At 70.2% G+C, this 24546-nt stretch carries 21 protein-coding genes; 12 read left to right on the forward strand and 9 right to left on the reverse strand.

From position 1 onward, the window contains the following. Position 1 precedes the first annotated feature (1 nt). Positions 2-3097, forward strand: a complete 3096-nt coding sequence (locus ASF53_RS06555; RefSeq protein WP_056195741.1) for an efflux RND transporter permease subunit — start codon at positions 2-4, stop codon at positions 3095-3097. A 146-nt stretch (positions 3098-3243) separates the two neighbouring features. On the opposite strand, the gene ASF53_RS06560 is transcribed toward ASF53_RS06555, so the two are convergent. Continuing rightward, positions 3244-4158, reverse strand: a complete 915-nt coding sequence (locus ASF53_RS06560; protein WP_082482518.1) for a DMT family transporter — start codon at positions 4156-4158, stop codon at positions 3244-3246. Positions 4159-4317: 159 nt separating this feature from the next. Then, positions 4318-5430 (reverse strand): heat-inducible transcriptional repressor HrcA, encoded by a 1113-nt coding sequence (hrcA, locus tag ASF53_RS06565; protein ID WP_156635409.1) that lies wholly within the window; start codon positions 5428-5430, stop codon positions 4318-4320. 218 nt (positions 5431-5648) lie between these two features. Between hrcA and ASF53_RS06570 the strand changes: the two genes are divergently transcribed. The 4 genes from ASF53_RS06570 (at position 5649) to hemW (ending at position 8882) form a co-directional block, all read left to right on the forward strand. Next, on the forward strand, positions 5649-5951 hold the full coding sequence (locus ASF53_RS06570; protein ID WP_056195744.1) for a hypothetical protein: 303 nt from the start codon (positions 5649-5651) through the stop codon (positions 5949-5951). A gap of 164 nt (positions 5952-6115) precedes the next feature. Further along, positions 6116-6829 carry a ribonuclease PH gene (gene rph, locus ASF53_RS06575; RefSeq protein ID WP_056195748.1) on the forward strand — a complete coding sequence of 238 codons (714 nt, stop codon included), beginning with the start codon at positions 6116-6118 and terminating at the stop codon, positions 6827-6829. Beyond that, complete coding sequence (gene rdgB / locus ASF53_RS06580; protein WP_056195752.1) at positions 6826-7461, forward strand: RdgB/HAM1 family non-canonical purine NTP pyrophosphatase; 636 nt, start codon at positions 6826-6828, stop codon at positions 7459-7461. The genes rph and rdgB overlap by 4 nt, the downstream gene beginning before the upstream one ends. A 242-nt stretch (positions 7462-7703) precedes the next feature. Continuing rightward, positions 7704-8882: a radical SAM family heme chaperone HemW gene (gene hemW, locus ASF53_RS06585; protein WP_056195755.1), complete on the forward strand. Its 1179-nt coding sequence runs from the start codon at positions 7704-7706 to the stop codon at positions 8880-8882. Between the two features lie 4 nt (positions 8883-8886). Here hemW and ASF53_RS06590 read toward each other — a convergent pair whose 3' ends face one another. After that, positions 8887-10098, reverse strand: coding sequence for a penicillin-binding protein activator (locus tag ASF53_RS06590; protein WP_056195759.1), 1212 nt, complete (start codon positions 10096-10098; stop codon positions 8887-8889). Positions 10099-10219: 121 nt separating this feature from the next. On the opposite strand from ASF53_RS06590, the gene rsmI reads away from it, so the two are divergent. Then, complete coding sequence (rsmI, locus tag ASF53_RS06595) at positions 10220-11170, forward strand: 16S rRNA (cytidine(1402)-2'-O)-methyltransferase (RefSeq protein ID WP_056195763.1); 951 nt, start codon at positions 10220-10222, stop codon at positions 11168-11170. Further along, on the forward strand, positions 11154-11540 hold the full coding sequence (locus ASF53_RS06600) for a YraN family protein (RefSeq protein WP_056196016.1): 387 nt from the start codon (positions 11154-11156) through the stop codon (positions 11538-11540). Before rsmI ends, ASF53_RS06600 begins: the two co-directional genes overlap by 17 nt. 27 nt (positions 11541-11567) lie before the next feature. On the opposite strand, the gene ASF53_RS06605 is transcribed toward ASF53_RS06600, so the two are convergent. Continuing rightward, a complete protein-coding gene (locus ASF53_RS06605; RefSeq protein WP_056195767.1) occupies positions 11568-11960 on the reverse strand; it encodes a response regulator in 393 nt (130 codons plus the stop codon). Positions 11961-12252: 292 nt separating this feature from the next. On the opposite strand from ASF53_RS06605, the gene ASF53_RS06610 reads away from it, so the two are divergent. Genes ASF53_RS06610 through ASF53_RS06620 form a run of 3 tightly spaced genes read left to right on the forward strand, consistent with a single transcriptional unit; the run spans position 12253 to position 15010 of the window. After that, complete coding sequence (locus ASF53_RS06610; protein WP_056195770.1) at positions 12253-13164, forward strand: ABC transporter substrate-binding protein; 912 nt, start codon at positions 12253-12255, stop codon at positions 13162-13164. Beyond that, entirely contained in the window at positions 13161-14303 is a 1143-nt protein-coding gene (locus ASF53_RS06615) for an ABC transporter permease (RefSeq protein ID WP_056196019.1), read from the forward strand. The genes ASF53_RS06610 and ASF53_RS06615 overlap by 4 nt, the downstream gene beginning before the upstream one ends. Next, on the forward strand, positions 14300-15010 hold the full coding sequence (locus ASF53_RS06620; protein WP_056196023.1) for an ABC transporter permease: 711 nt from the start codon (positions 14300-14302) through the stop codon (positions 15008-15010). Before ASF53_RS06615 ends, ASF53_RS06620 begins: the two co-directional genes overlap by 4 nt. A gap of 61 nt (positions 15011-15071) precedes the next feature. Here ASF53_RS06620 and ycaC read toward each other — a convergent pair whose 3' ends face one another. The 3 genes from ycaC to ASF53_RS06635 form a co-directional block, all read right to left on the reverse strand. Continuing rightward, positions 15072-15719 (reverse strand): isochorismate family cysteine hydrolase YcaC, encoded by a 648-nt coding sequence (ycaC, locus tag ASF53_RS06625; protein ID WP_056195775.1) that lies wholly within the window; start codon positions 15717-15719, stop codon positions 15072-15074. Positions 15720-16059: 340 nt separating this feature from the next. Next, positions 16060-17160: a L,D-transpeptidase family protein gene (locus ASF53_RS06630; RefSeq protein WP_056195778.1), complete on the reverse strand. Its 1101-nt coding sequence runs from the start codon at positions 17158-17160 to the stop codon at positions 16060-16062. A 106-nt stretch (positions 17161-17266) separates the two neighbouring features. Beyond that, positions 17267-18184 (reverse strand): extensin-like domain-containing protein, encoded by a 918-nt coding sequence (locus ASF53_RS06635; RefSeq protein WP_056195781.1) that lies wholly within the window; start codon positions 18182-18184, stop codon positions 17267-17269. A 197-nt stretch (positions 18185-18381) separates the two neighbouring features. Between ASF53_RS06635 and ASF53_RS06640 the strand changes: the two genes are divergently transcribed. After that, positions 18382-20481, forward strand: coding sequence for a M3 family metallopeptidase (locus ASF53_RS06640; RefSeq protein ID WP_056195786.1), 2100 nt, complete (start codon positions 18382-18384; stop codon positions 20479-20481). A gap of 174 nt (positions 20482-20655) precedes the next feature. Here the strand turns inward: ASF53_RS06640 and ASF53_RS06645 are convergent, their stop codons facing one another. Further along, entirely contained in the window at positions 20656-22329 is a 1674-nt protein-coding gene (locus tag ASF53_RS06645) for a formate--tetrahydrofolate ligase (RefSeq protein ID WP_056195790.1), read from the reverse strand. A gap of 230 nt (positions 22330-22559) precedes the next feature. Further along, a complete protein-coding gene (locus ASF53_RS06650; protein ID WP_056195793.1) occupies positions 22560-22781 on the reverse strand; it encodes a heavy-metal-associated domain-containing protein in 222 nt (73 codons plus the stop codon). A 286-nt stretch (positions 22782-23067) separates the two neighbouring features. On the opposite strand from ASF53_RS06650, the gene ASF53_RS06655 reads away from it, so the two are divergent. Beyond that, positions 23068-24537, forward strand: coding sequence for an EAL domain-containing protein (locus ASF53_RS06655; RefSeq protein WP_056195796.1), 1470 nt, complete (start codon positions 23068-23070; stop codon positions 24535-24537). Positions 24538-24546 lie beyond the last annotated feature (9 nt).

Genomic DNA, 24546 nt, shown 5'->3' on the forward strand with positions numbered 1-24546 from the left:
GATGCGCCTGAACATCTCCGCCTGGGCGATCCGCAATCCGATCGCGCCCCTCGTCCTGTTCCTCGTGCTGGTGGTGCTCGGCCTCGTCAGCTTCCGCGGGCTCGCGGTCACGCGCATGCCGAACGTGGACGTGCCGATCGTCTCGGTGACGATCACGCAGGGTGGCGCGGCACCGTCCGAGCTGCAGACTCAAGTCACGAAATGGGTCGAGGATTCGATCGCGGGCGTGCGCGGCGTCAAGCACATCACCTCGGCGATCACCGAAGGCTCCTCCGTCACCACGGTGGAGTTCCGGCTCGAGGTGAACACCGACCGCGCCGTCAACGACGTGAAGGATGCGGTCTCGAAGATCCGCATCAACCTGCCCCGCACCATCGACGAGCCGATCATCCAGCGCGTCGAGATCACCGGCCTGCCGATCCTCATCTACGGCGTGAAGTCGCCCGCGATGACGCCGGCCGACCTGTCGTGGTTCGTCGAGGATAAGGTGGCCCGCACGCTCCAGGGCGTGAAGGGCGTCGGCGGCGTCGAGCGCGTCGGCGGCGTCGCCCGCGAGATCCGCATCACCCCCCTGCCCGACCGGCTGCTGGCCCTCGGCATCACCGCGGCCGACGTCAACAAGCAGGTCCGCGTCACCTCGGCCGACTTGGCCGGCGGGCGCGGCGAGGTCGGCGGGCGCGAGCAGTCGATCCGGACGCTGGCCGCCTCGCGCACGATCCGCGACCTGAAGGCCACCTCCATCGTCCTGCCCGGCGGGCGCAAGGTGCGGCTCGACGATCTTGCCACGGTCGAGGATTCGATCGAGGAGCCGCGCACCTTCGCACGCTTCAACGGCGAATCCGTCGTCGCCTTCTCGGTCTCCCGCGGCTCGGGCGCGAGCGATGCCGAGGTTGCGGCGGGCGTTGAGAAGAAAATCGCCGAGTTTGCCCAGGGCTACCCCGACATCCAGTTCCAGGAGATCGACTCCTCGGTCGCGGCGACGCGGGGCAGCTACGCCTCGGCGATGCACACGCTGATGGAGGGCGCCGCGCTCGCCGTCATCGTGGTGTTCCTGTTCCTGCGCGACTGGCGCGCCACCCTGATCGCCGCCGTCGCGCTGCCGCTCTCCGTCCTCCCGACCTTCTGGGCGATGGACGCGCTCGGCTTCACCCTCAACGGTATCAGCCTGCTCGCGATCACGCTGGTCACCGGCATCCTCGTCGACGACGCCATCGTCGAGATCGAGAACGTCGTGCGCCACATGCGGATGGGCAAATCGCCCTACCGCGCCTCGATCGAGGGCGCCGACGAGATCGGGCTCGCGGTCATTGCCATCACCGCGACGCTGATCGCGGTCTTCGCCCCCGTCTCGTTCATGGGCGGCATTGCCGGGCGCTACTTCATCCAGTTCGGCCTCACCATCGCCGTCTCGGTGTTCATGTCGCTGCTGGTGGCGCGCCTGATCACACCGCTGCTCGCCGCCTATTTCCTGCGCGACCACGGCCATGCCGAGGAGCGCGAGGGCCCGGTGATGCGCGCCTATACCCGCCTCGTCGGCTGGTCGGTGCGCCACAAGTGGATCACCCTCATGGTCGGGCTCGCGCTGTTTGCCGGCTCGATCGTCTCAACCCGTCTCCTGCCCTCGGGCTTCATCCCGAAGCAGGACAACGCCCGCACCTTGTTCATGATCGAACTGGCGCCGGGCGCGCGGCTGCCCGACACCATCGCGGTTGCCGACCGCGTGGTCGAGCGCATCCGCGCCCTGCCCGAGGTGACCTCGGTCTTCGTCGATGGCGGACGTCAGGCCGGCGGCAAGAAGGAGACGCGGCTCGCCACGCTGATCGTGAATCTGAGCCCGAAGTCTGAGCGCGTGAAGCGCCAATGGACCATCGAGTCCGAGGTTGCCGCCCTGCTGGCGCAGGAGCCCGATATCCGCTCTTGGACCCTGCGCGACAGCGGCCAGCGCGACCTCGCCCTCGTCGTCAGCGGTCCGGACGTCGACGTGGTGACGGAGGTCGCCGCGCGGCTCCAGCGCGACATGGCGGCGATCCCGCATCTCGTCTCGGTGATGTCCACGGCGCCGCTCAACCGCACCGAGGTCCGCATCCGCCCGAAGCCCGGCGCGGCGGCCGATCTCGGCGTCGCCACCGACGTGATCGCGGAAACGGTGCGGGTCGGCACCATCGGCGACATCGGCATCAACCTCGCCAAGTTCAACGCCAAGGACCGGCAGGTGCCGATCCGGGTGCAGCTTCCCGAGAGCGCCCGCGGCGCGATCGCCCGGCTCGAGAACCTGAAGGTGCCGGCCAAGAACGGCACGGCGGTGCCGCTCGCCGCCGTGGCCGACATCGAACTCGACCAGGGGCCCGGCGCGATCGAGCGCTACGACCGTGCGGTGCGCGTGGCGGTCGAGGCTAATATGGAGGGTTCGGACGCGCTCGGTTCGCTGATCGAGCAAGCGCTGGCGACGCCAACGGCCAAAAGCCTGCCGCCGGGCGTGACCATCCGCCAGACCGGTGACGCCGAGATCATGCAGGAGGTCTTCTCCGGCTTCCTCATGGCGATGGGCGCCGGCATCATGATGGTCTACGCGGTGCTGGTGCTGCTGTTCGGCTCATTCCTCCAGCCGCTCACCATCCTGTTCTCGCTGCCGCTCTCCATCGGCGGCGCCATCCTCGGCCTCTTGATCTGCCACATGCCGATCTCGATGCCGGTCGTCATCGGCCTCCTGATGCTGATGGGGCTAGTGACGAAGAACGCGATCATGCTCGTAGATTTCGCCGTCGAGGAGATGGCCCATGGCGTCGATCGGGTCACCGCCATCGTCGATGCCGGCCGCAAGCGGGCACGGCCGATCGTGATGACCACGATCGCCATGGCCGCCGGCATGGTCCCCTCGGCGATGGCGCTCGGCATCGGCGGCGAGTTCCGCGCGCCGATGGCGGTCGCGGTGATCGCCGGGCTCATCGTCTCGACCCTGCTCTCGCTGGTCTTCGTCCCGGCGGTGTTCCTGCTGATGGACAGCCTCGGCAGCGTGATCGGCCGCGGGCTCGGCCGCTTCGTCGGCCCGCGCGACGAGGCCGAGGACGCCCCCGCCCCGGCCGCCCACCACGGCTGATCAAATTCCGCACCGGCCCCGACGATGGGCCGGTGTGGGGTAAGCCGGGCGGCCCCTGAACCGCCCCCTCGCACGAGCCGGCCACTCATCGATTCCGAGACGCGCGTCGCCACCGCGATGGCGCGCCTCGGTTCGTCTCCGACCGCTCAGATATCCCGGCCCTGATAGAGTCCGGGCTCTTCGATGCGCCGTTTCCTCACACGCTTGAGAATCCGTCCGTCGATGGCCGCGAGTCCGCCCCCGATGAGGGCCATGCCGATGATCTGACGGACCTCCAGCGACTCGCCTAACACCAGCGTGCCGAGAAGGATGGCGGTCACGGGGATCAGGAAGGTGACGAGCAGGAGATTGGTCGCTCCGGCCGTCGCCAGCAGGCGGAAGTAGAGCAGGTAGGCGAGCGCGGTGGAGAGCGCCGCGAGCCCGAGCACCGCAGCCCAGACCGGTGCGCCCGGCATCGGCAGCGTCCACGGTCGATCCGCGAGCAGCGCGAACGGCAGAAGCAAGAGCGTGGACGCCGTCACCTGGCCGGTCGCGGTGGCGAGCGGCGGGATGTTCATGCGCTGGAAGCGCCGTCCGAACACGCCGGCCAGGGCGTAGGACAGGGCCGCGCCGAGCACCGCGAGCTGCGCCAGGAGATGGCTCCCGTCGTCGGCGAACACGCCGGCGCCGATCATCACGGCCACACCCAGGAGGCCGGTGAGCACCCCCGCCAGGCGGTTTCCGGTCATCCGCTCGTCGGACGTCAGCCGATGGGCGACGACCACGGTGAAGAGCGGTGTCGTGGCGTTGAGGATGGCGGCGAGCCCAGAGGCGATCTGCGTCTGCCCCCAGACGATGAGGCAGAAGGGCACGACGTTGTTGAGGAGCCCCATCCAGACGAAGGCAACCCAGACGCCGCGGCCACGGGGGAGGCGCAGGCCCGCCAGAGGCAGGGCGGCATTGAGGATCAGCGCAGCCAATCCGACGCGCAGGACGACGAGCGTCAGAGGCGGCAGCGCGGACAGGGCCACGCCCGCGAAGAAGAACGACCCGCCCCAGAGCACGGACAATCCGAGCAGCATCGCCCATTCGAACGGCGCATGGTGCGGTTGACGATCATCGGCATGGAAAGGCTCCGGCAAGTCCGAGCCCTTGCCTACGGCCCCATCCGGACGCCGCGCTTCCCGCTTCCTGCTTTCGAATCCCCCGTCGCCACGGGCGCGTTGCTTCGGAACGCCCCCCTACCGCGAGCGGTCGAGCAAGCCCGAGACCACGCGGGCGGTGTAGTCCACCATCGGCACGATGCGAGAATAGTTGAGCCGCGTCGGGCCGATCACGCCGACGACACCGACGATCTTCTGCGCGCTGTCGCGGAAGGGGGCGGCGATCATCGAGGAGCCGGAGAGCGAGAACAGCTTGTTCTCCGAGCCGATGAAGATGCGCACGCCGTCGCCCTGCTCGGCCCGCGCCAGCAGCTCGATCACGTCCTTCTGCGTCTCAAGGTCGTTGAACAGCAGGCGGATGCGCTCCAAGTCCTCGGCCGCGCGCAGATCGTCCAGAAGGTTGGCCTGCCCCCTTACGATGAGCTGGCGCGCCTCGGACGGTCCGACCGTGGTGGCGAGCCCGGCATCGACCAGCCGCTCGGTCAGGGCGTCGAGCTCTCGCTTCATCGCCTTGCGGCCGTTCTCGATATCGGCGCGCAGGGTATCGAGGGTGCGGCCGCGCAGGCGGGCGTTGAGGAAGTTCGAGGCCTCCTGTAGCGCCCCCGCCGGCAGGCCCGGCGGCAGATCGACGAGGCGGTTCTCCACCGTGCCGTCGATCGAGACCAGAACCACGAGCGCCCGTTCGGCATCGAGCCGCACGAACTCCACATGCTTGAGCCCGGCATCGACCTTGGTGGTCAGCACCACACCCGCCCCGCGGGAGATGCCCGACAGCAGCGAGGACGCCTCGGCCAGGGCCGAATCGAAGGTATGGCGCGAGGCCGCCGCCTGCATCTGCGCCTCGATGCGCGCCTTCTCGGCGAGATCGACATCGCCGATCTCCATCATCGCATCGACGAAGAAGCGCAGGCCCAGCTCCGTCGGCAGGCGCCCGGAGGAGGTGTGGGGCGCGAAGATCAGCCCGGAATGCTCCAGATCCGCCATCACGTTGCGGATCGAGGCCGGGGACAGGCTCATCGGCAGGATGCGCGCGAGATTGCGCGACCCCACCGGCTCGCCGGTGGTGACATAGCTCTCGACGATTTGCCGGAAGATTTCTCGGGCGCGCTCATTGAGGGCGGCGAGCGCTTGGGGTTGCGGATTCACGATGGGCTGTAGGGCCTCGATCAAGGAGAGAGGAACCTGACGCATGCAGGATCCTGACAAACGATTGTGAGCGCTTGGGCGTCGCCGATCAATCCTCTCCTGCCGCGACGTGACCGACGAAGGCCGGACCGTGCCCAGCCGGCAAACGACACTCTGCACGGGTTCGGCCGGGAAATCATAGGGATCATTCTGCGTCCCCGAGTCGTTTGGTAAGCAGGGCAGCGGCTCGAACCGCGATCCGCCGCCCCGTCACCCAAGTAAAGATGGAGCCTCCGATAGTGCTGACTGGCGCACGAAAGACCATGGTCAAGGTCGCCGCATTGGCGATCGCGGTCACCGGCTTGAGCCTCGCTTCGGCGCCCCGCGCTGCGCAGGCTGCCCCTCTCCCGATCCAAACCGAGGCGACCGCGCCGGCCGGTGAGATGATCGAGCAGGCGCAGTACCGCCGCGATCGCCGCCACTACCGCCGCCACATGCGTCACCGTGGCCATTGGCACCGCCATCACCGCTTCGGCGGCCCGCGCCATCACCATCACCGCCGTCACTGGAATCACCGCCGCTGGTGATCGGTCGGAAGGTCGTTTGAAGGGCCGCCGTCGCGAGACGGCGGCCTTTTTCGTGCCGGGGATCGGTCTCGCAGGGAAAGCCATTAGCTGGCCGGCGGTTGCCGCGGGCGCTGGCAGCGCCTAAGAGCCCGGGCTTCGATTTCCGACACGGGAGCTTACCAAGCATGCGGCCCTCGAAGCGCGCGGCGGACGCGATGCGCGACGTCACGCTGGAGCGGGCGGTCGCCCGCTACGCGGAAGGCTCCTGCCTCGTCACCTTCGGCAACACCCGCGTGCTCTGCACCGCCTCGCTGGAAGAGCGCGGCCCGCCGTGGCTGCGCGGCTCCGGCAAGGGCTGGGTCACCGCCGAATACGCGATGCTGCCCCGCGCCACCCACGAGCGCACCCGCCGCGAGGTCAATTCCGGCAAGCCGTCGGGCCGCACGCAGGAGATCCAGCGGTTGATCGGCCGCTCCCTGCGCGCCGTCACCAACCTGCCAGCCCTGGGCGAGCGCCAGATCACCGTCGATTGCGACGTGATCCAGGCCGATGGCGGCACCCGCACGGCCTCCATCACCGGCGCCTGGGTGGCGCTGTATGATTGCCTCGCCTGGATGCGGGCCCGCTCGATCATCTCGGTCGATCCCCTGAAGGATCACGTCGCAGCGGTCTCCTGCGGCATCTACAAGGGCCAGCCGGTGCTCGACCTCGATTACGCCGAGGATTCGGCGGCCGAGACGGATGCGAACTTCGTCGTCACCGGCAAGGGCGGCATCGTCGAGGTGCAGGGCACCGCCGAGATGGAGCCGTTCACCGACGAACAGTTCCTCGAATTGTTGCGGCTCGCCAAGGGCGGCGTGGCGCAGCTCGTCGAGCTGCAGCGGAAGGTCATCGCGTGAGCGGGCATCGCATCCTCTCGGGCAAGGTCGTCATCGCGACCCACAATGCCGGCAAGCTCGTGGAGATGCGCGAGCTGCTGGCCCCGTTCGGGGTCGAGGCGGTCTCGGCCGGCGAACTCGGCCTGCCGGAGCCCGACGAGACCGGCACGATGTTCTCGGAGAACGCGGCGATCAAGGCGCACGCGGCCGCCAAAGCCTCGGGCCTGCCGGCCTTCGCCGACGATTCCGGTCTCTGCGTCGATGCGCTCGACGGCGCGCCGGGCCTATTCTCCGCCCGCTGGGCCAGCCCGAACAAGGACTTTTCCGGCGCCATGGCCCGGATTGCCGCCGAACTCGACATGCGCGGCGCCACGAACCGGCGCGCTCACTTCGTGTCGGCACTCGTTCTGGCATGGCCCGATGGCCATACCGAGCTGTTCGAGGGCCGCGTCTTCGGTGATCTGGTCGAACCGCGCGGCACCCTCGGCTTCGGCTACGATCCGATGTTCCGGCCCGAGGGCATGGACCGCACCTTCGGCGAGATCTCATCGGAGGAAAAGCACGGCGTCGATTGGCAGAGCGGCAACGCGCTCTCGCACCGGGCGCGGGCCTTCGTCGGGCTTGCGCAAGCGTGCCTGCGTCGGCCGGGCTGAGCTTTCGCCCAGCGTTGGGCGTGCTTACATCGAGCCCGTAAGCCGAGAATCACGCCAGCCCCACGGCCTCGATCCCACCCGCGCCCTCATCCTGAGGTGCCGCGAAGCGGCCTCGAAGGATCATCCAGTTTCCGCGCGGTCCCTGGACGATCCTTCGAGGCCCGCTGACGCGGGCACCTCAGGATGAGGACGGTGGATGGGGGTCCAAGGGTCGCGCGGATCAGGGAAGTTTTGACAGGCCGATGCCCCCCGCGACCCCGCCCGACCATCCGACCCGCGACGCGGGGTTCGGCATCTACCTGCACTGGCCGTTCTGCGCCGCGAAGTGCCCCTATTGCGACTTCAATAGCCATGTCCGCCATGCGGGCGTGGACCAGCCGCGCTTCCTGGCCGCCTTCCGGCGAGAGATCGCGCACGCCGCAACGCTGGCACAGGGGCGGACGGTCACCAGCATTTTTCTCGGCGGCGGCACGCCCTCGCTGATGGCGCCGGAGACGGTGTCGGGCCTGCTCGATGCGGTGGCCGGCGCCTGGAGCGTCGCGCCGGATGCGGAGGTGACGCTGGAGGCCAACCCCACCAGCGTCGAGGCGACCCGCTTTCGCGGTTATCGCGCCGCCGGGGTCAACCGTGTTTCGCTCGGCGTTCAGGCGCTCGATGACGGCGATCTCAAGCGGCTCGGTCGGCTGCACAGCGTGGCGGAAGCGCTCGATGCCGTCCGCACGGCGGCAGCGCATTTCGAGCGCTTTTCCTTCGACCTGATCTACGCCCGACCGGAGCAGACGCCTGAGGCCTGGGCCGCCGAGCTGCGCCGGGCGATCGATTACGCCGCCGAGCATCTCTCGCTCTATCAGCTCACCATCGAGCCCGGCACGCCGTTCTTCGGTCTCGCCCAGGCCGGCCGCCTCGTGCCGCCCGACGACGATGCCTCCCGCGCCCTCTACGACGTGACGCAGGAAATCTGCGGGCTCGCGGGCCTGCCGGCCTACGAGATCTCGAACCACGCCCGGCCCGGCGCGCAGTCGCGTCACAACCTGCTCTACTGGCGCTACGGCGAATATGCCGGCATCGGCCCCGGCGCCCATGGCCGCCTCGTCCTGCCGCAGGGCCGCACCGGCACGCTCACCGAGAAAGCGCCCGAAGGCTGGCTCGCCCGCGTCGAGCGCGACGGCCACGGCATCGTCGAGACGGAAGCGCTGTCCGCCGAGGATCAGGGCGACGAGTTCCTGATGATGGGGCTTCGGCTGACGGAAGGCATCGACCCGGCTCGCTACGCGACCTTGAAAGGACGCCCGCTCCATGCCGGGCGCCTCGACGCGCTGGTGACGGACGGCCTCATCGCGCGGCGTGCCGATGGCCGCATCGCCGCGACCGCCCGCGGCGCACCTGTGCTCAACGCCGTGGTGGCGGAGTTGGCGGGCTGATCCGTCAAATCCCCGAAGGCCCGAGCACCTTCGGAGCCGGGCTCACCATCGTCGCCGCGTTGTTGCGGATCTCGTAGACCGCCAAGGTCCGCTCGCTGACGCCCTCGGGCAGGAAGCGGAAGGTGCCGTCGAGGCCGGAGAAGCCAGCCGGGTTGGTCAGCGTCGCGTCGGCGAAGCGCTGCGAGCCGAATTGGCGCACCAGTGCGGCGGTGAGCGAGACCGCGTCGTAGCCGAGCGAGGCGGTGCGCGGCGGCATCGTCCCGAAGCGGGTCTGATAGCGCTGGGCAAAGCCATCGAAGCCGGCGGTGTCGGGCGCGGCGAAGCGGCCGCCCTGGAAGGCCGCCTGCGACAGCACCCGCGGGTCGTTCCACAGGGCGAGCCCGAGGGGACGCACACGTGCTGGCGAGAACCCGACCTTCGTCAGCGCGGGCGCGACGGCCATCAGGCCTTCGGCGGTATCGGGCACGAACAGCGCATCGGCCTGGGCGCCACTGCCCGCGATCACGCCGCGCAGCCGGCCGACCGCCGGGCCGGGATTGCCGGCCGGATAGCGCTCGATGCCGACGAGGCGGGCGCCACGCCGGGCCACCGCCTCGCGGAACTGGGCCTCGACGGCATTGCCATAGGTCGTCTCGGGGATCAGCGCGGCGAAGGAGCGGCGACCGCCCGCGCTCGCCTCATCGACGATGCGGTCGACCTCCGATTGCGGCAGGAAGCTGATGAGGTAGACGCCGCGCGCGGCCACCGCCGCGTCGGTCGAGAAGGCGATGACCGGCTTGCCCGCCCCGCGGGCGACGCCCCCGGCCGCTTGGACATTGGCGGCGAAGAGCGGGCCGAGCACCATTTCGGCGCCCTCGGCGAAGGCCGCCTGCGTCGCCTCGCGGGCGCCCTCCGGCGTGCCGCGGTCGTCCTTCACGAGGATCTGGAGGTTCGGCTTCTGGAAATCGTCGTAGGCGAGTTCGGCGGCGTTCCGCAGGGCTGCGCCGACCGCCGCCCCCTGCCCGCTCAACGGGACGATCAGAGCGACCTTCACATTGCCCGCGCCGATGACGTTGCCGGCCGCCACGGCGGGGCCGGGCTCGGCCTCGGGCACCACCCGTGCCGCCGGCCGCGGCGCATCCGGAACGCCGAGGCAGCCCGCGAGTCCGATCGTGAGCCCGAGGCCCAGAAGCGCGGCACCCGCGCGGGCCGTCCACCGTCCGCCGCGTCGTGCCATCGCGATCCCCCTGTCCGAGCGCAATTCGCGGTGACGATGCGGAGGGGCTTGCGAAAAGTAAATGTGAGGCCCGTCCTTTCCCCGGTCTTCAAAGGCGCGCGGGCATGGCATTGTCGCGGCGATGACACAGCGACTCGACAAGCGCCCCGAAGGGGCTCCCCGCAGCCCCGCCACCTTCACGGCCTTCGGCCTCGCCGCCGAGGCCGAGTCCCTGGCGCCGGGTCTCTACGTGGTGGCGACCCCCATCGGTAACCTGCGCGACGTCTCGTTCCGCGCCCTGGCGACGCTCGCCGCCGCGGACGCGGTGCTCGCCGAGGACACCCGCGTCACCCGCACCCTGTTGATGCATTACGGGATCACGACGCCGCTTCTCTCCTACCATGAGCATTCCAACGAGGCGGTGCGCGAGCGGATGGTGATGCGGCTGAAGGCCGGCGAGACCCTGGCGCTGGTTTCCGATGCCGGCACGCCGCTGGTCTCGGACCCCGGCTTCAAGCTGGTCCAGGCCGCGATCGCCGCCGGCATCCCGGTGACGCCGATTCCCGGCCCCTCCGCGGTGATGACCGCCATCGTCGCTGCCGGCCTGCCGACCGACCGGTTCTTCTTCGAAGGCTTCCTGCCCCAGAAATCGGGGGCCCGGCGCAACCGCCTGGAGGCGCTGGCCACGATTCCCGGCACGCTGGTGGTGTTCGAATCCCCCCATCGCCTCCCCGAGATGCTGGCGGATGCCGCCGCCACCCTGGGGCCGGAGCGGCCCGCGGCGGTGGCGCGCGAATTGACCAAGCTCTACGAGACGATCCGCCGCGACAGCCTCGGCGACCTGGCCGAAGCCTTCGCGCAGGAGGGTCCGCCCAAGGGCGAGGTGGTGGTCGTCATCGGCACCGCCCCCGAGGACGCCGCCCCGCGCGAGGCCGATACCGGGCTCGACGCGCGGATCGAGGCGGCGCTCGCCCGCCACTCGATCAAGGATGCGGCGGCCCTCGTGGCCGACGAGACCGGCCAGCCCAAGCGCGTGGTCTATGCCCGCGCCCTGGTGCTCGCCCGCCGGGCGGACGATGAGACCTCCGCCTGATCCGAAAGCACGGCGCCGCGCCACCCACGGACGCGGCCTCTCGGCCGAGGGATGGGCGCTGCTGGCGCTGATGCTGAAGGGCTATCGGCCGCTCGCCCGGCGCTTCGCGGCCGCGGGCGGGGAGATCGACTTGATCGTCCGGCGCGGGCGCACCATCGCCTTCGTCGAGGTCAAGGCCCGCGCGACGCTGGACGCGGCCGCGATCGCCATCGACGCACGCAAGCGGGCGCGTCTCTCCAGGGCGGCGCGGGCGTGGCTTGCGCGTCACCCGCCTCCGGCGGACGCGACTCTGCGGGCGGATGCCGTGTTCGTGGCGCCGCGCCGCTGGCCGCGCCATCTGCCGAACGCGTTCGAGATTGAAGGTTTATGAGCGTCAGGCCGCGAGGGGCCGGCCCTCTCAGCCCTCGGCGGCGGCGGCGATGGCCGCGGCGAGGGTGCGCTTGAGATCGGCCTGGCTAAAGGGCTTTTGCACCACCGGCCGGTCACGGAACGGCTCGCGGATGCCCGCGCCGCCATAGCCGGTGGAGAACACGATGGGCAGGTTGCGCTCGGCGATGGCCTCGGCCACCGGATAGATCGGCTCGCCCGCCACGTTCACGTCGAGGATGGCGACCGTGAAGCTCTCGCTGCGGGCCATCTCCAGGGCGGTCGCGAGCCGGGCCGCCGGCCCGACGATCTCGCAGCCGAAATCGAGCAGCATATCCTCGAGAAGCATCGAGATGGCCGCTTCGTCCTCGACAACCAGCACCCGGGCGCCGGACAGATGATCCTCGTTCGAATCCACACTCACGCCGGGTCGTCTTCCCTATCGATTCGTTCCCGATCCGGAACGCTCTCTTGAGTCCGTCAGTCGCGCCTGGATTGTTCCGGAGGAAACTCCTCCGATACGCTTCGAGAGCGGATGAGCGACCCGGAAAACGCTGCCCGGCACCGCGAGCCGTCGCCCGTAAAGCTGGGCGTGTCAAGCGCCGCAACGCCCCGCCCGTGCTATGCTGATCGGCGCAATGTTATTCCGCAAAACATTTCCCTCCCATTGTCGCAACCGGGCGACATCCCCGGCACGCGGCGATCCCCGCTCAACCGTGAGTCGGCGCGGCCTCCTCGCTGCGGCGGGGGCGGCGATGCTCCCGATCTGGGCTCGCGCCGAACCGGCGCGTCCGATCGTGATCGGCTCGAAGAACGACACCGAGGGCGCGCTGCTGGGAAACCTGATTTCCTCAGTCCTTGAGGATCTTGGCTTGCGCGTGGAGCGTCGGCTGGGCCTCGGGCCGACTCTCATCGTCCGCTCGGCCCTGCTCGCCGGAGAGATCGACCTGTATCCCGAATATACCGGCAACGTGGCCTTCTTCTCCGGCACCGAGACCGATCCGGCCTGGAAGACCGGCGCAGCCGCCTATGACCGCGCCCTGCGGCTCGACGCCGCGCATGATCTGGTATGGCTCGGGCGGGCGCCGGCCAACAATACGTGGCTGATCGCGGTGCAGGGCCGTCTCGCCCGTGACCGGGGGCTCGCCACCATGGCCGATTTCGCGGGCGCCGTGCGAGACGACCTGATCCGCCTCGCCGCCTCGACGGAGTTCGTGGAGAGCCCCGCCGCCCTGCCCTCCTTCGAAGCCGCCTACGGCTTCACCCTGCCGCTTTCCCGCATCGTCAGCCTGCCGGGCGGCGACACGGCGGTGACCGCCCGTGCTGCGGCGGAAGGCATCAGCGGAATCAATGCCGGCATGGTCTACGGCACGGACGGGGCGCTCGCCGCCCTCGACCTCACGGTGATGAGCGATCCCAAGGGGGCGCAGATCGTCTACGAACCCGCCCCCGTAATCCGCGCCGCGACGCTCGCGCCCCATCCGCAGATCCGCGACGCCCTCGACCCCATCTTCGCGCGCCTCGACGCCGCCACCCTGCGGCGGCTCAATGCGGCGATCACCGTGGAGGGGCGCACCGCCGAGGCGGTGGCGAAAGCGTGGCTGGCCGATCCGGCAAGCCGCCCGTGACGGCACGCCTCCTCGCCGGCCTCGCCGCGGCGGCCCTGCTCCCGGCGGTGTTCGCCGGGCTGCCCCTGCTGCATCTCGCCCCGAACCGGCTGGTGACGGGTGCGCCCGTCGCCGCCTCCACGGCCCTCGGCACCAGTCTCTGGCCCATCGCTGCCCTCGCTGCCGGGGGACTCGGCCTCCTCGCGGCCGGCCGGGGGCGGAGGACCGCCGGCCTCGCTGGGCTCGCCTGCCTTGGCACCCTCGCTCTCCTGTTGGCGGGGCTCGGCGCCGGCGCCGCGGACCTGACCGCCGGCCAACCGTTCGCGACGCGGGCCCGTCTCGCCTCCGGCGCCTGGGCCGGCGTGATCGTGCTCGTCTGTGCCCTGGGCTTCGCCGCGCGACGCGCCCGCCTGCCCGGCAGCGGCCTCATGGCGGCGGCCGCCGTTCTGGCGCTGATCGGCGGCCTGTGGAGCGCCGGGCGCCTCGATGCGCTCTCGCTCGTTGTGGAGGGGCGCGCGCGATCCGACGCCCTTGGCGGCGCCATTCGCGATCATCTCGTCCTGACCCTCGGGGCCCTGGTGATCGCCGCCGGTCTCACGGCCGGGCTTGCGCTGTGGCGGCGCGGGCGCGGCGCGGTCGAACTCACGGTCAGCGGATTGCAGGTCGTGCCGGCGGTCGCCCTGCTCGGCGGCCTCGTGGCCGTCCTCTCGGCGCTGCTCGCGGCGGCGCCGACCTTGCGCGGCTACGGGATCTCGGCGCTCGGCACCGGGCCGGCCCTCATCGGCATCGCGGCCTACCTGCTCTTGCCGCTCTGGCGCGGGCTTCAGGCAGCGCGGCGCGCGACCGGGCCGGACCAACTCGACGCGGCGCGTGCCCTCGGGCTGACGTCGGGACAGACCCTGACGACCCTACGCCTGCCGCTCGGTGCCCCGGCTTTCGTCGGCGGTCTGCGGGTCGCCACGGTCCAGGCGCTCGGTCTCGCGACCCTGGGCGCGCTCGTCGGCGCGGGCGGGCTCGGCACCCTCGTCTTCGACGGCATGGCGCAGTTCGCGCCGGACCTGATCCTGCTCGGCGCCCTGCCCATCATCGCGCTCTCGCTCGCCGCCGAGGGGGCGCTCGGCCGGCTGGAAGCGGCGTTGCGCCGATGGTGGCCGCGATGAACCGCATCGCCCCAGCCTTCGGACCCCTCGCGCTCGGCCTTGCGCTGGCCGCCGCGAGCCATCCGGGTTTTGCCGGCCTGATCGGCGCCAGCGGCCGGCCGCTTGCCGTCGGCCACCTGGCCGAACTGGCGCTGAACCACCTCGCCCTGGCCGCGACCGGGCTCGCCTTGGTCGCCGCCCTCGGAATCGGGCTCGGCCTGATCGCCACGCGGGCGCGGTTCGCGGCGTTTCGGACCGGCATCGACACGCTCGCGGCCTTCGCGCAGGCGGTGCCGCCAGTGGTCGTCGTGGCCCTGGCCCTGCCGGTGCTCGGCTTCGGCGGGCCGCCGACCCTGCTGGCCCTGACCGCCTACGGGATCATGCCGACCCTGCGCGGCACGGTCGGCGCGCTCGACGCCGTGACCGCCGAGGCCCGCGAATCGGCCCAGGCCATCGGCCTGACGCCGGCGCAGATCCTCATCCACATCGAACTGCCGCTCGCCGCGCCGGGCCTCGTGGACACGCTACGCACCGCGCTGATCCTCGCCGTCTCCGTCACCGCCGTCGGGGCGCTCGCCGGGGCCTCGACCCTGGGCACGCCGATCGTCGCCGGGCTACAGAACCAGAACATCGCGGCGATGCTCCAGGGCGCGGCGGCGACCGCGTCCCTGGCCTTCCTCGGCGACGCGCTGCTGCTCGCGATCGGCGGGCTGCGGCGGCGGGACTGAGCCGCGCCGGTCCGAAGGATGACCGGCGCGCGAGGCCTTTCGAGCCGGAGAAGCGGGCCGGCTAGGCGCCCGTCTTCGACGGCGGGACGGTGCCCTGGACGGCGGCATAGCTCGTCATCAGGTTGCGGTAGTCCGGAATGTGGTCGCCCAGCAGCGTGGCCAAACCCTCGACATCCCGGCGCCAGTCGCGGTGCAGCTCGCATGCGACCGCGAACCAGTTCACCAGTTGCACTCCCGCCGCCGACATCCGGTTCCAGGCACCATCACGCACGACCGGATTGAAGGTGCCGGACGCGTCGGTGACGGCGAACACCTCGTAGCCCTCGGCGATGGCCGAGAGGGCGACGAAGGCGACGCAGACCTCGGTGACGACGCCGGCGATGATGAGCTGCTTGCGGCCCGTCGCCTTCACGGCGGCGACGAAATCGGGGTTGTCCCAGGCATTGATCTGGCCGGGCCGGGCGATGAAGGGCGCATCCGGAAACTTGGCCTTCAGCTCGGGCATGATCGGGCCGTTCGGCCCGTCCTCGAAGCTCGTGGTGAGGATGGTCGGGAGCTGGAAGTAGGCGGCGAGGTCGGCAACGGCGAGGACGTTGTTCTTGAACCGGTCGGGATCGAAATCGCGCACCAGCGACATCAGCCCGGCCTGATGATCGACCAGCAGGACGACGGCTTGGTCGAGGTCGAGGCGGTTGTAGGGCTTGCTCATCGGGGTCTCCATCGGGGCGGCGCGGTGTCGATGGAGAGACTGTGCCACGGTATTATCACCGCCAAAACAGAAACGATCGAAACGGATCATTTCTGAAATAGGCTCATAACCGCGGGATGATTGCCTTGGGTTTGGCCGTACCGGTCTGGGCAAAGGTCGTTGGCCCACCGAACGAACTTTTGGCGCTGCGCTCGAAGCGGTAACGGTGACGAGCCCGCGCACCGTAAACGGCGCTCGGGTCTCGCTGCCGGCACCCCACCTCCGCGGCCGGCCTCGGATGGAGCAGGCGGCTTTCGGCTCCACCGCGCGGGCTGGAAACCTTTGCGGAAAAGCGCGCTCCTTACTTGTCGAGGAACTCGACCTTCGCGCCCTTCTGAGTATGGCTCGCGAGGTCGCGCGCGTCCCAGTTCGTCAGGCGGATGCAGCCGTGCGACTCGGTCTTGCCGACCTTCTCCGGCTCCGGCGTACCGTGAATGCCGTAGGAGGGAATCGAGAGGTCGATCCAGACGAGGCCGACGGGGTTGTTCGGCCCCGGATGGATCGAGAATTTCTTCGTCGCCTTCACGCCCTTGAAGCGGTATTTCGGGTTGTAGGTGTACCAGGGATCGAAGGCGACGCCCTTCACCTTCGCCGTCCCGTCCGGCGCCGGCTTCTCCGAACTGCCGATCGAGGCGGGGTAATCCGCCGTCAGCTTGCCGTCCTCCGCGTAGGCGCGCACCCGCTTCGTGCGCTTGTCGACCTCGATGCGGTTGACCTTGGGAGCCACCGGCGCGCCCTCGACCTTGCCCTCGCCCAGGGGCGGCACCGCCGCGACGATCAGCGTGCCGCCGGCCTTGTCGAGGGGTACGTTCGGGTTGAGAGCGGAGAACAGGTCCCGCTGCATGTGGAAACGCTCGGCCAGCATCTCGCGGGTGTTGGTGTAGCGCATCGGCCCGACCTCGGCCTGCTCCTCCATCTTGGGGGGCATCTTCTCGACGAAGGGGCCTTTCACATCCTCCTCCGTGATCGTGTACTGCGTCACGACCGGATCCTTGCCGGTGGCCTGCAGCCGGTCGAAGAGTTCGCGGGTGAGGCGGTCGCCCTCGGGCAGCCCTTGCGCCGCGGCGAAGGCTTTGAGCGCGCCGCGCAGGTTCTCGCCGTCGCGCCCATCGATCGCGCCGGGGGAGAAGCGGGCCCGGTCGAGCAGCACCTGCACCTTCACCAGGAGCGGGTCGGGCTTCTGCTCCGCCTCCTTTTTCGCCTCGGCGTCCTTCTTGGATTTCTTCGCGGACTTGTCCGACTTCGACGCCTTGTCCGGCTTGGCCTCGTCCGGCGTCTCGCGGAACGCCGCGTTCTCGATGGCCTCGCGGGTCAGCGCGGGCGCCCCGGATTCGGCGGCCTGCGCGGCTGCCGACCATACACCGAGCGCCGCCAGCGCTCCTCGCATCCACGCCCGTCCCATCGCCCGCTCGCGCTCCTCGACTCACGTCGATGAGGAAGCGATGGCCAAGCGCTACCGTTCCCGCGGCGAATGGTGCTTCGTCATGTGCCCGGCTTGAGGAAACCGCCTACTGGCAGAGGCGGTGCCCGGCATTGCGCTCGCGCAGGTCGAGATGCAGGTGGTTGCCGTGCGCGGCGTCGCTGCCCGGCCCCAGCACCGTGCGGAAGAACGTGCAGGCGCCCGTCCGCGCCGAGGCCAGGAAGGCCGCCTCCGGCGTGCCGTCCGGCGCCGCGGTCACCTTCAGGCTCGCGCGCTTGGTGAAACCGTAGGCCATCACGTCGATGGCGTTGGCGAAGCTGTGCTCGCTGAGCTTGGCATCGGTGTCGTGGTTCTGCCCGCGGCAGACATAGGTGCCGCCCAGCGCGAGGCTCTTCAGGCTCTCGCCGAACTCCTTCTGGGCCGCGACCTGCACCTCCGTCGTCCAGCGCGCCAGCGCCTCCGCCGCTCGGCAGTTCAGGGTGGCCGCCGGCTCCAGCGTGACGCCGTCGGCCAGAGCGGTGACGGTGAGCGGATGCGGCGCGCTGCACTGGCCGTTGCCGAGCGGCGACGCCGCCTCGAAGCGCGCGCCGAGCCGCTCCAGCCGGCGCAGGCAGGCGGTGTCGTCGGGCGCCGAGACCTTGAGGGCGAGCGCCGACTCGCCCGACAGCTCCGGCGGCCGAGCGGGCGGCAGCGGCGCCTCCGGCAGGGCGGCGGGCGCGTCCTTCGTGTCGTTCGCGGTCTTCGTCTCCGCGGGCGGCTCGTCCGGTTTCGCCGCGGCGCCCTTGTCCGGGCCGGTGCCGAGTTCCGGCGGGCGCACCGGCGGCAGCGGTGTGACCTGCGGCGCGGGCGGCACGAGGTCATCCGGGCGCGCGGGCGGCTGGGGTGGCGGCAGCGGCACCGTCGCGGGGGGCGGCTTGGCCGGATCGGACCATGCCGGGCCCGGCGGAAGGGCCAGCCCGGCGGCGAGAAGGCACGCGAGCAGGCAAGCGAGGGTGGAAGGCTTCATGCCGTGTATGTCCCGCTCGCCCGGCCGCGCACCGTTCTCCCCTCATCCGCCGCCCGGCCGTTCCCAGCAAGGACGCGGCGGACACGCCCGGCGAAAACGTGAAAGAATCGAGCGCGGGCGGCTGTCGCTTTGCGCCGCTCGACCCACAAACCTATGCTCACCGCTTCACTGTCCGACGCGCCCCGAAAGTTTTGCCCATGACCGCCGACACCGCACGCGACCTATCCGAGGGGACGGAGCCCGGCCGTGGCGGTGCGGACGCCAACCCGTTCGACGTGTCGGATTGGGCGACCCCCTTCGGCATGCCGGATTTCGCGGCGATCCGGCCCGAGCATTACGTGCCGGCCTTCGCGCATGCCCTGAAGGCGCATGAGGCCGAGATCGCGGCCATCGCCGGAAACGAGGCGGCGCCGAGCTTCGCCAACACGGTCGAAGCGATGGAGCGCGCGGGCGCGGCGCTCGAGCGCGTGGCTAACGTGTTCTTCAACCTGACCGGTAGCAACACCAGCCCCGAGCTTCAGGCCATCGAGCGGGCGGTGGCGCCGCAGCTCGCGCGGCATTCGAGCGCCATCACCCTCAATCCGCAGCTCTGGGCCCGGCTCTCGGCGGTCGATGCCGAGGCGGAAGAGTTGGGCGTGGAGGAGCGCCGGGTGCTCGACCGCTACCGCAGCCGGTTCCGCCGGGCCGGTGCCGGCCTTGCCCCGGAGGCCAAGGCTCGCATCGCCGAGATCGCGATCCGGCTCGCTGAACTCGGGACGCAATTCGCCCAGAACGTGCTCGCCGACGAGCGCGACTTCATCCTGCCGCTGAACGGCGAGGCGGATCTCGCCGGCCTGCCCCCCTTCCTGCGCGATGCCGCCGCGGAAGCGGCCGAGGAGCGGGGCGGCGGGCACAGCCACGTCATCACCCTCTCGCGCTCGCTGATCGAGCCGTTCCTCGTCTTCTCGACCCGCCGCGATCTGCGGGCTTTGGCCTACGCGGCCTGGACCCGCCGCGGCGAGAATGGCGGTGAGACCGACAACCGCGCCATCATCGCCGAGATCGTGCGCCTGCGCGCCGAACGGGCCCGGCTACTCGGCTTCGAGAGCTTCGCCCATCTCAAGCTCGACGACACCATGGCGGGCTCGCCCGACGCGGCAATGGAGCTTCTGCGCAATGTCTGGAAGCCTGCGCTCCAGCGCGCGGCGGCGGAACGCGAAGGGCTCCAGGCCCTGGTTCAGGCGGAGGGGCACGACTTCGCCCTCGAAGCGCATGATTGGCGCCACTACTCCGAAAAACTGCGGCGGGCCGAGCACGACCTCGACGAGTCCGAGATCAAGCCGTACCTGCCGCTGGAAGGCATGATCCGGGCGGCTTTCGACACCGCGTCCCGGCTGTTCGGGCTCGCCTTCGAGGAACTGCGCGACGTGCCGCGCTATCACCCGGACGTGCGCACCTGGCTCGTGCGCGACGCCGACGGCTCCGAGGTCGGCCTGTTCCTCGGCGACTATTTCGCCCGCCCCTCGAAGCGCTCGGGCGCGTGGATGAGCGCCTTCCGCTCGCAGGAGCGGCTGAACGGCGACATCCGGCCGATCATCGTCAACGTGATGAACTTCGCCCGCGCCCCGCGCGGCGAGCCGACGCTGCTTTCGTTCGATGACGCTCGCACGCTGTTCCACGAATTCGGCCACGCCCTGCACGGGCTTCTCTCCGACGTGACCTATCCGCTGCTGTCCGGCACGGCGGTCTCGCGCGACTTCGTGGAGCTGCCCTCGCAACTCTACGAGCACTGGCTGCAGCAGCCGGAGGTGCTCCGGACGCATGCCCGCCACGTGACCACCGGCGAGCCGATGCCCGACGCGCTGCTCGAACGCCTGCTCGCGGCGGCCAACTTCAACCAGGGTTTCGCAACCATCGAATATGCGGCCTCGGCCATCGTCGACATGACGCTGCATCTCTCCGCGGCGGGAGAGGACGGGCTCGACGTGGTCGCGTTCGAGGCGGATGCCCTGCGCCGGATCGCCATGCCGGCGGAGATCGCAGCGCGGCACCGGGCGCCGCATTTCGCGCATATCTTCTCCGGCGACGGCTATGCCGCCGGCTATTACAGCTATCTCTGGTCGGAGGTGCTCGACGCCGACGCCTTCGACGCGTTCCGCGAGGCGGGCGACATCTTCCATCCGGAAACGGCGCAGCGGCTGCGCCGGATGATCTACGGCGCGGGCAACCTGCGCGACGCCCGCGAGGCCTATACGGCGTTCCGGGGCCGGCTGCCGAGCATCGAGCCGTTGCTGAAGAAGCGCGGGCTGGCGGCGTAGCGCACAAAAACCCTCTCCCCTTTGCGGGAGAGGGTGGCTGCGGAGCAGACGGGAGAGGGGCGACGCGACGGTTGCCCTTTCGGCCGACCTCGACCCGACGGAGCCGGCGTTCCCCTCTCCCGACCCCCTTCGGGGGCCACCCTCCCCCGCACAGGGGGGAGGTTCATGATTGGGCTAGAACAGCCCGTCGATCTGACCGTTGGCGTCGAGCCGGATGCTGTCCGCCGCCGGCACCTTGGGAAGGCCCGGCATGGTCATGATCTCACCGCAGATCACCACGACGAAGCCGGCGCCCGCCGAGAGACGCACGTCGCGCACCGAGACGAGGTGGCCCGAGGGCGCACCCATCAGGGTCGGATCGGTCGAGAACGAGTACTGCGTCTTGGCCATGCAGACCGGCAGCCCGCCATAGCCGTCCTTCTCGAAGCCGGCGAGCTTGGTGGCGGCCTTCGACTCGATCTGGATGTCGGCCGCGCCGTAGAGCTTGGTCGCGATCGCCTTGATCTTGTCGGTGATCTTCGTGTCGATCTCGTAGGCGAAGGTCAGCGGCTTCTGCTCGCCCTCGGCGAGCGTCACCACGGCCTGCGCCAGCGCCTCGGCGCCCGCGCCGCCCTCCGCCCAGTGCTTGCAGGTGATCGCCTCGACTTGGAGCCGGTCGCGGCACAGTTCCTTGAGCCGTGCGTGCTCGGAATCGGTGTCCTGGAAGAAGTGGTTCACGCCCACCACCACCGGCAGACCGAAGCTGCGCACGTTGTTCACGTGGCGCTCGAGATTGGCAAAACCCTTTTCCAGGGCGCCGAGGTTCTCGCCCCCGAGATCCTTCTTGTTGACGCCGCCATGCATCTTGAGCGCACGAACGGTCGCGACGATCACCACCGCGGACGGCTTGAGGCCGGTCTGGCGGCACTTGATGTCGAGGAATTTTTCCGCGCCGAGATCGGCGCCGAAGCCGGCTTCGGTCACGACGTAATCGGCCAGCCGCAGGCCGGTGCGGGTCGCGATCACCGAGTTGCAGCCATGGGCGATGTTGGCGAACGGGCCACCGTGGATCAGGGCCGGATTGCCTTCCAGCGTCTGCACGAGGTTCGGCTGCAGCGCGTCCTTCAGGAGCACCGTCATGGCGCCGGTGGCCTTCACCTCCGCCAGCGTCACCGGCTTGCGGTCACGGGTCTCGGCGATGACGATGCGGCCGAGCCGTTCTTCGAGATCGGCGAGATCCTTGGCGAGGCAGAACACCGCCATCACTTCGGAGGCGACGGTGATGTCGAACCCGTCCTCGCGCGGAAAGCCGTTGGCGACGCCGCCGAGCGACTGGTTGATGGCGCGCAGGGCCCGGTCGTTCATGTCGACCACGCGGCGCCAGTGGATGCGGCGCACGTCGATGTTGAGCTCGTTGGCCCAGTAGATGTGGTTGTCGATCAGCGCCGCCGCGAGGGAGTGCGCCGAGGTGATGGCGTGGAAATCGCCGGTGAAGTGCAGGTTGATCTGCTCCATCGGCACGACCTGCGCCTTGCCGCCGCCCGCCGCGCCGCCCTTCATGCCGAAGCAGGGGCCGAGCGACGGCTCGCGCAGGCACATCACCGCCTTCTTGCCGATGCGGTTGAGCGCGTCGCCGAGACCCACCGTGGTCGTGGTCTTGCCCTCGCCCGCCGGCGTCGGAGAGATCGCGGTGACGAGAACCAGCTTGCCCTCGGGCTTGCCCTCCAGCGAGGCGATGAAGCCGTGGTCGATCTTGGCGATGTGCTTGCCGTAGTTATGAAGTGCCTCGTCCGGGATGCCGAGCTTTTCGGCGACCTGGGCGATCGGCTTCAGGGTCGCCGCGCGGGCGATCTCGATATCTGAGGGCATTTCTCTCACCGTCGTTTCTTGTCACGCGGGCTCGCAGCGTGCCGAGCCGTTGCCCGGTCCGTCCCTATGCTTCCGTGCTAGCGAACGGAACGGCCACGATAAACCGATCGTCGCAGTGTGAGCGAAACGACGAAGAAAAGCGTCTCGGATTTTTTTGACCCGGACCGTTAAGTTTTCTCATGGGACAGGTGATCTGCCTCGCCCCAGCCGGTGTGTGAGCCCGAATGGTTTCAGCCGGTCATCGCGGTGGCGGTGTAACCGGCTTTGGTCAGTGCCTGGGCCACATCGAGACTTTGCGCGACGGTCGTGGCGGAGACGCGGCCCAGGCCGACATCGACCGAGACCTCCGCCTGCGGGTCGAGGCGGCGGATCGTGCGGCACACGGCCTCGGCGCATCCCTCACAGGTCATTCCGTCGACGCGCATCGTCAGTTCGATCGGGCTCTGGTCCATCGCCATCGTCTCCTGGCCGCCCGCCGGGGACCGGCGGACCCTCGCAGATGTGGCTTCGGGATCGCGTGCGGCAAGCGCAGCGCGCGTTCGGGCCGAATGCACGGGAGAAACCGATGACGCCGCCTTGCGGCCGGGAGCGGCGTCGGCGACATTAGGGTTACGATGATCCGGATGCGCCCTTGCGCGTGATCCGGCGCGTTTCACCCACACGTTCTGCGGGCGCCCGCTCCGCATCGTGAATGAGAAGCCCGGCCGTGGCCGCCAGACAGAAGCGCGTCGATCGACGGTGAAAACACCGAAAGCCCGAACGATCCGCCCGCGCGGCACCCCCTGGATCCTCGGCCTCATCGGCATCCTGGTCCTCGTTCCGCTGGCGCTCATCGTCCCGCTCGCCGCCGTCGCCGCCGTGTCCGGCCTCGCGATCGTCGGCGGAGCCTTGATGTGGCGGCGGTTATCCGCCTTCGTTGTCGCGCAGGAGGTCGTCTCGAAGGAGATCGGCGTCCTCTCCCAGCGCCTCGTGAAGCTGGAAGCCGTCACAGCCGCCCTGGTCCAGTCGCGGATGCAGGATTCAACGACGGACCCGTCGGCGCGGCCGCCGGACGCGGCGATCCAGGCGCTCGACGCACGGCTCGATGCCGGAATCGAGGAGGTGACCGCCGAGATCGGCATCCTCAGCGGCATCGTTCGCGAACTCGCCGCCGTGGTCGCGTCGCAGGACGGCGACATCGCCCGTCTTCGGCAGCAGGCGCAGGCGCCCCAGCCGAAGCCCGTTCCGCAAGCGGCGCCGGAGCCGGTCCGGCCGCGCCCGGCCGCGACCGTTCCCCCCGAGACGGAACCGGTGGCGCCGCCGATGCGGCTCGTACCCCGCACGACCCTGCCCGCCGCCCGCCCCTCCGATCATTTCGCCAACGACGCCGACGCCGCCTCGCTGATCGAGGCGTTCGACGGCGAGGGGCTGGAAGTTTTCTTGCAGCCGGTCGTCACCCTGCCGCAGCGCAAGGTCGTCGCCTACGAAGCACTGGCGCGGCTCAAGGTCGGCGACGCGGTCTACGCGCCGGAGACGTTCCTGCCCGTCCTGGAGCGGCACGGCCGCACGACGGCGCTCGACCGGCGCATGCTCCAGCGCGTCGCGACGATCGCGCGTCACCTCCAGGGGCGTGGCAGCCCGGCCTCGGTGAGCTACAGCCTGACGCCGCATTCACTGTTCGAGCCGGGCTTCCTGCGCTCGCTCGGGCGCCTCGTCAGCGAGGGGCCGGAACTCGCGGGCCGCGTCGTGATTGCCTTGCCGCAATCGAGCTGGCGCAGCCTCGATGCGGAGCAGGCCGCCCTGCTGGCGGGTTTGCGCGGGCGGATCGGCTTCGTGATGGATCGCCCGATCGACCTGCGGTTCGACCCGACCGCCCTGGCCGAGCGCGGCATCACGCAGGTGAAGGTCGCGGCCTCACTGCTGCTGCGGCCGCTCGACCGGGAAGCGCGGCCGGATATCGCCCTGGAGGATCTGGTGACGTCCCTGGCGCGGGCCGGGATCCGGCTCGTCGCGACCGGCGTCGAGGCCGAGACGGAGGTGCCCGACCTCATCGATCTCGACGTGCCGCTGGCGCAAGGGGGGGTGTTCGCCGCACCGCGCGCCGTGCGGGCGGAGGTGCTCTCGGCCTCGCCCGAGGCGGCACCGCCGCCACCGCCCTCCCCCGATCCGCCGCCGAGCCCGCCGCCGCAGCGGCGACCGTTCCGGGATTTTCTGCGCCGAGCCGGGTGAAATCGGAAG

The sequence above is a fragment of the Methylobacterium sp. Leaf123 genome (assembly GCF_001423405.1).
In the GTDB taxonomy this organism is placed as follows: Bacteria; Pseudomonadota; Alphaproteobacteria; order Rhizobiales; family Beijerinckiaceae; genus Methylobacterium.

Excerpts from the sequence above, each read along its gene's own strand:
- ASF53_RS06555 (WP_056195741.1), top strand. The coding sequence starts at position 2 with ATGCGCCTGAACATCTCCGCCTGGGCGATCCGCAATCCGATCGCGCCC.
- ycaC (WP_056195775.1), bottom strand. The coding sequence starts at position 15,719 with ATGAGCAAGCCCTACAACCGCCTCGACCTCGACCAAGCCGTCGTCCTG.
- ASF53_RS06570 (WP_056195744.1), top strand. The coding sequence starts at position 5,649 with ATGGAGCCTCCGATAGTGCTGACTGGCGCACGAAAGACCATGGTCAAG.
- ASF53_RS06620 (WP_056196023.1), top strand. The coding sequence starts at position 14,300 with ATGAACCGCATCGCCCCAGCCTTCGGACCCCTCGCGCTCGGCCTTGCG.
- ASF53_RS06600 (WP_056196016.1), top strand. The coding sequence starts at position 11,154 with ATGAGACCTCCGCCTGATCCGAAAGCACGGCGCCGCGCCACCCACGGA.
- ASF53_RS06590 (WP_056195759.1), bottom strand. The coding sequence starts at position 10,098 with ATGGCACGACGCGGCGGACGGTGGACGGCCCGCGCGGGTGCCGCGCTT.
- ASF53_RS06630 (WP_056195778.1), bottom strand. The coding sequence starts at position 17,160 with ATGGGACGGGCGTGGATGCGAGGAGCGCTGGCGGCGCTCGGTGTATGG.
- ASF53_RS06635 (WP_056195781.1), bottom strand. The coding sequence starts at position 18,184 with ATGAAGCCTTCCACCCTCGCTTGCCTGCTCGCGTGCCTTCTCGCCGCC.
- hrcA (WP_156635409.1), bottom strand. The coding sequence starts at position 5,430 with ATGCGTCAGGTTCCTCTCTCCTTGATCGAGGCCCTACAGCCCATCGTG.
- rph (WP_056195748.1), top strand. The coding sequence starts at position 6,116 with ATGCGGCCCTCGAAGCGCGCGGCGGACGCGATGCGCGACGTCACGCTG.
- ASF53_RS06560 (WP_082482518.1), bottom strand. The coding sequence starts at position 4,158 with ATGCTGCTCGGATTGTCCGTGCTCTGGGGCGGGTCGTTCTTCTTCGCG.
- ASF53_RS06640 (WP_056195786.1), top strand. The coding sequence starts at position 18,382 with ATGACCGCCGACACCGCACGCGACCTATCCGAGGGGACGGAGCCCGGC.
- ASF53_RS06650 (WP_056195793.1), bottom strand. The coding sequence starts at position 22,781 with ATGGACCAGAGCCCGATCGAACTGACGATGCGCGTCGACGGAATGACC.
- hemW (WP_056195755.1), top strand. The coding sequence starts at position 7,704 with ATGCCCCCCGCGACCCCGCCCGACCATCCGACCCGCGACGCGGGGTTC.
- rsmI (WP_056195763.1), top strand. The coding sequence starts at position 10,220 with ATGACACAGCGACTCGACAAGCGCCCCGAAGGGGCTCCCCGCAGCCCC.
- ASF53_RS06645 (WP_056195790.1), bottom strand. The coding sequence starts at position 22,329 with ATGCCCTCAGATATCGAGATCGCCCGCGCGGCGACCCTGAAGCCGATC.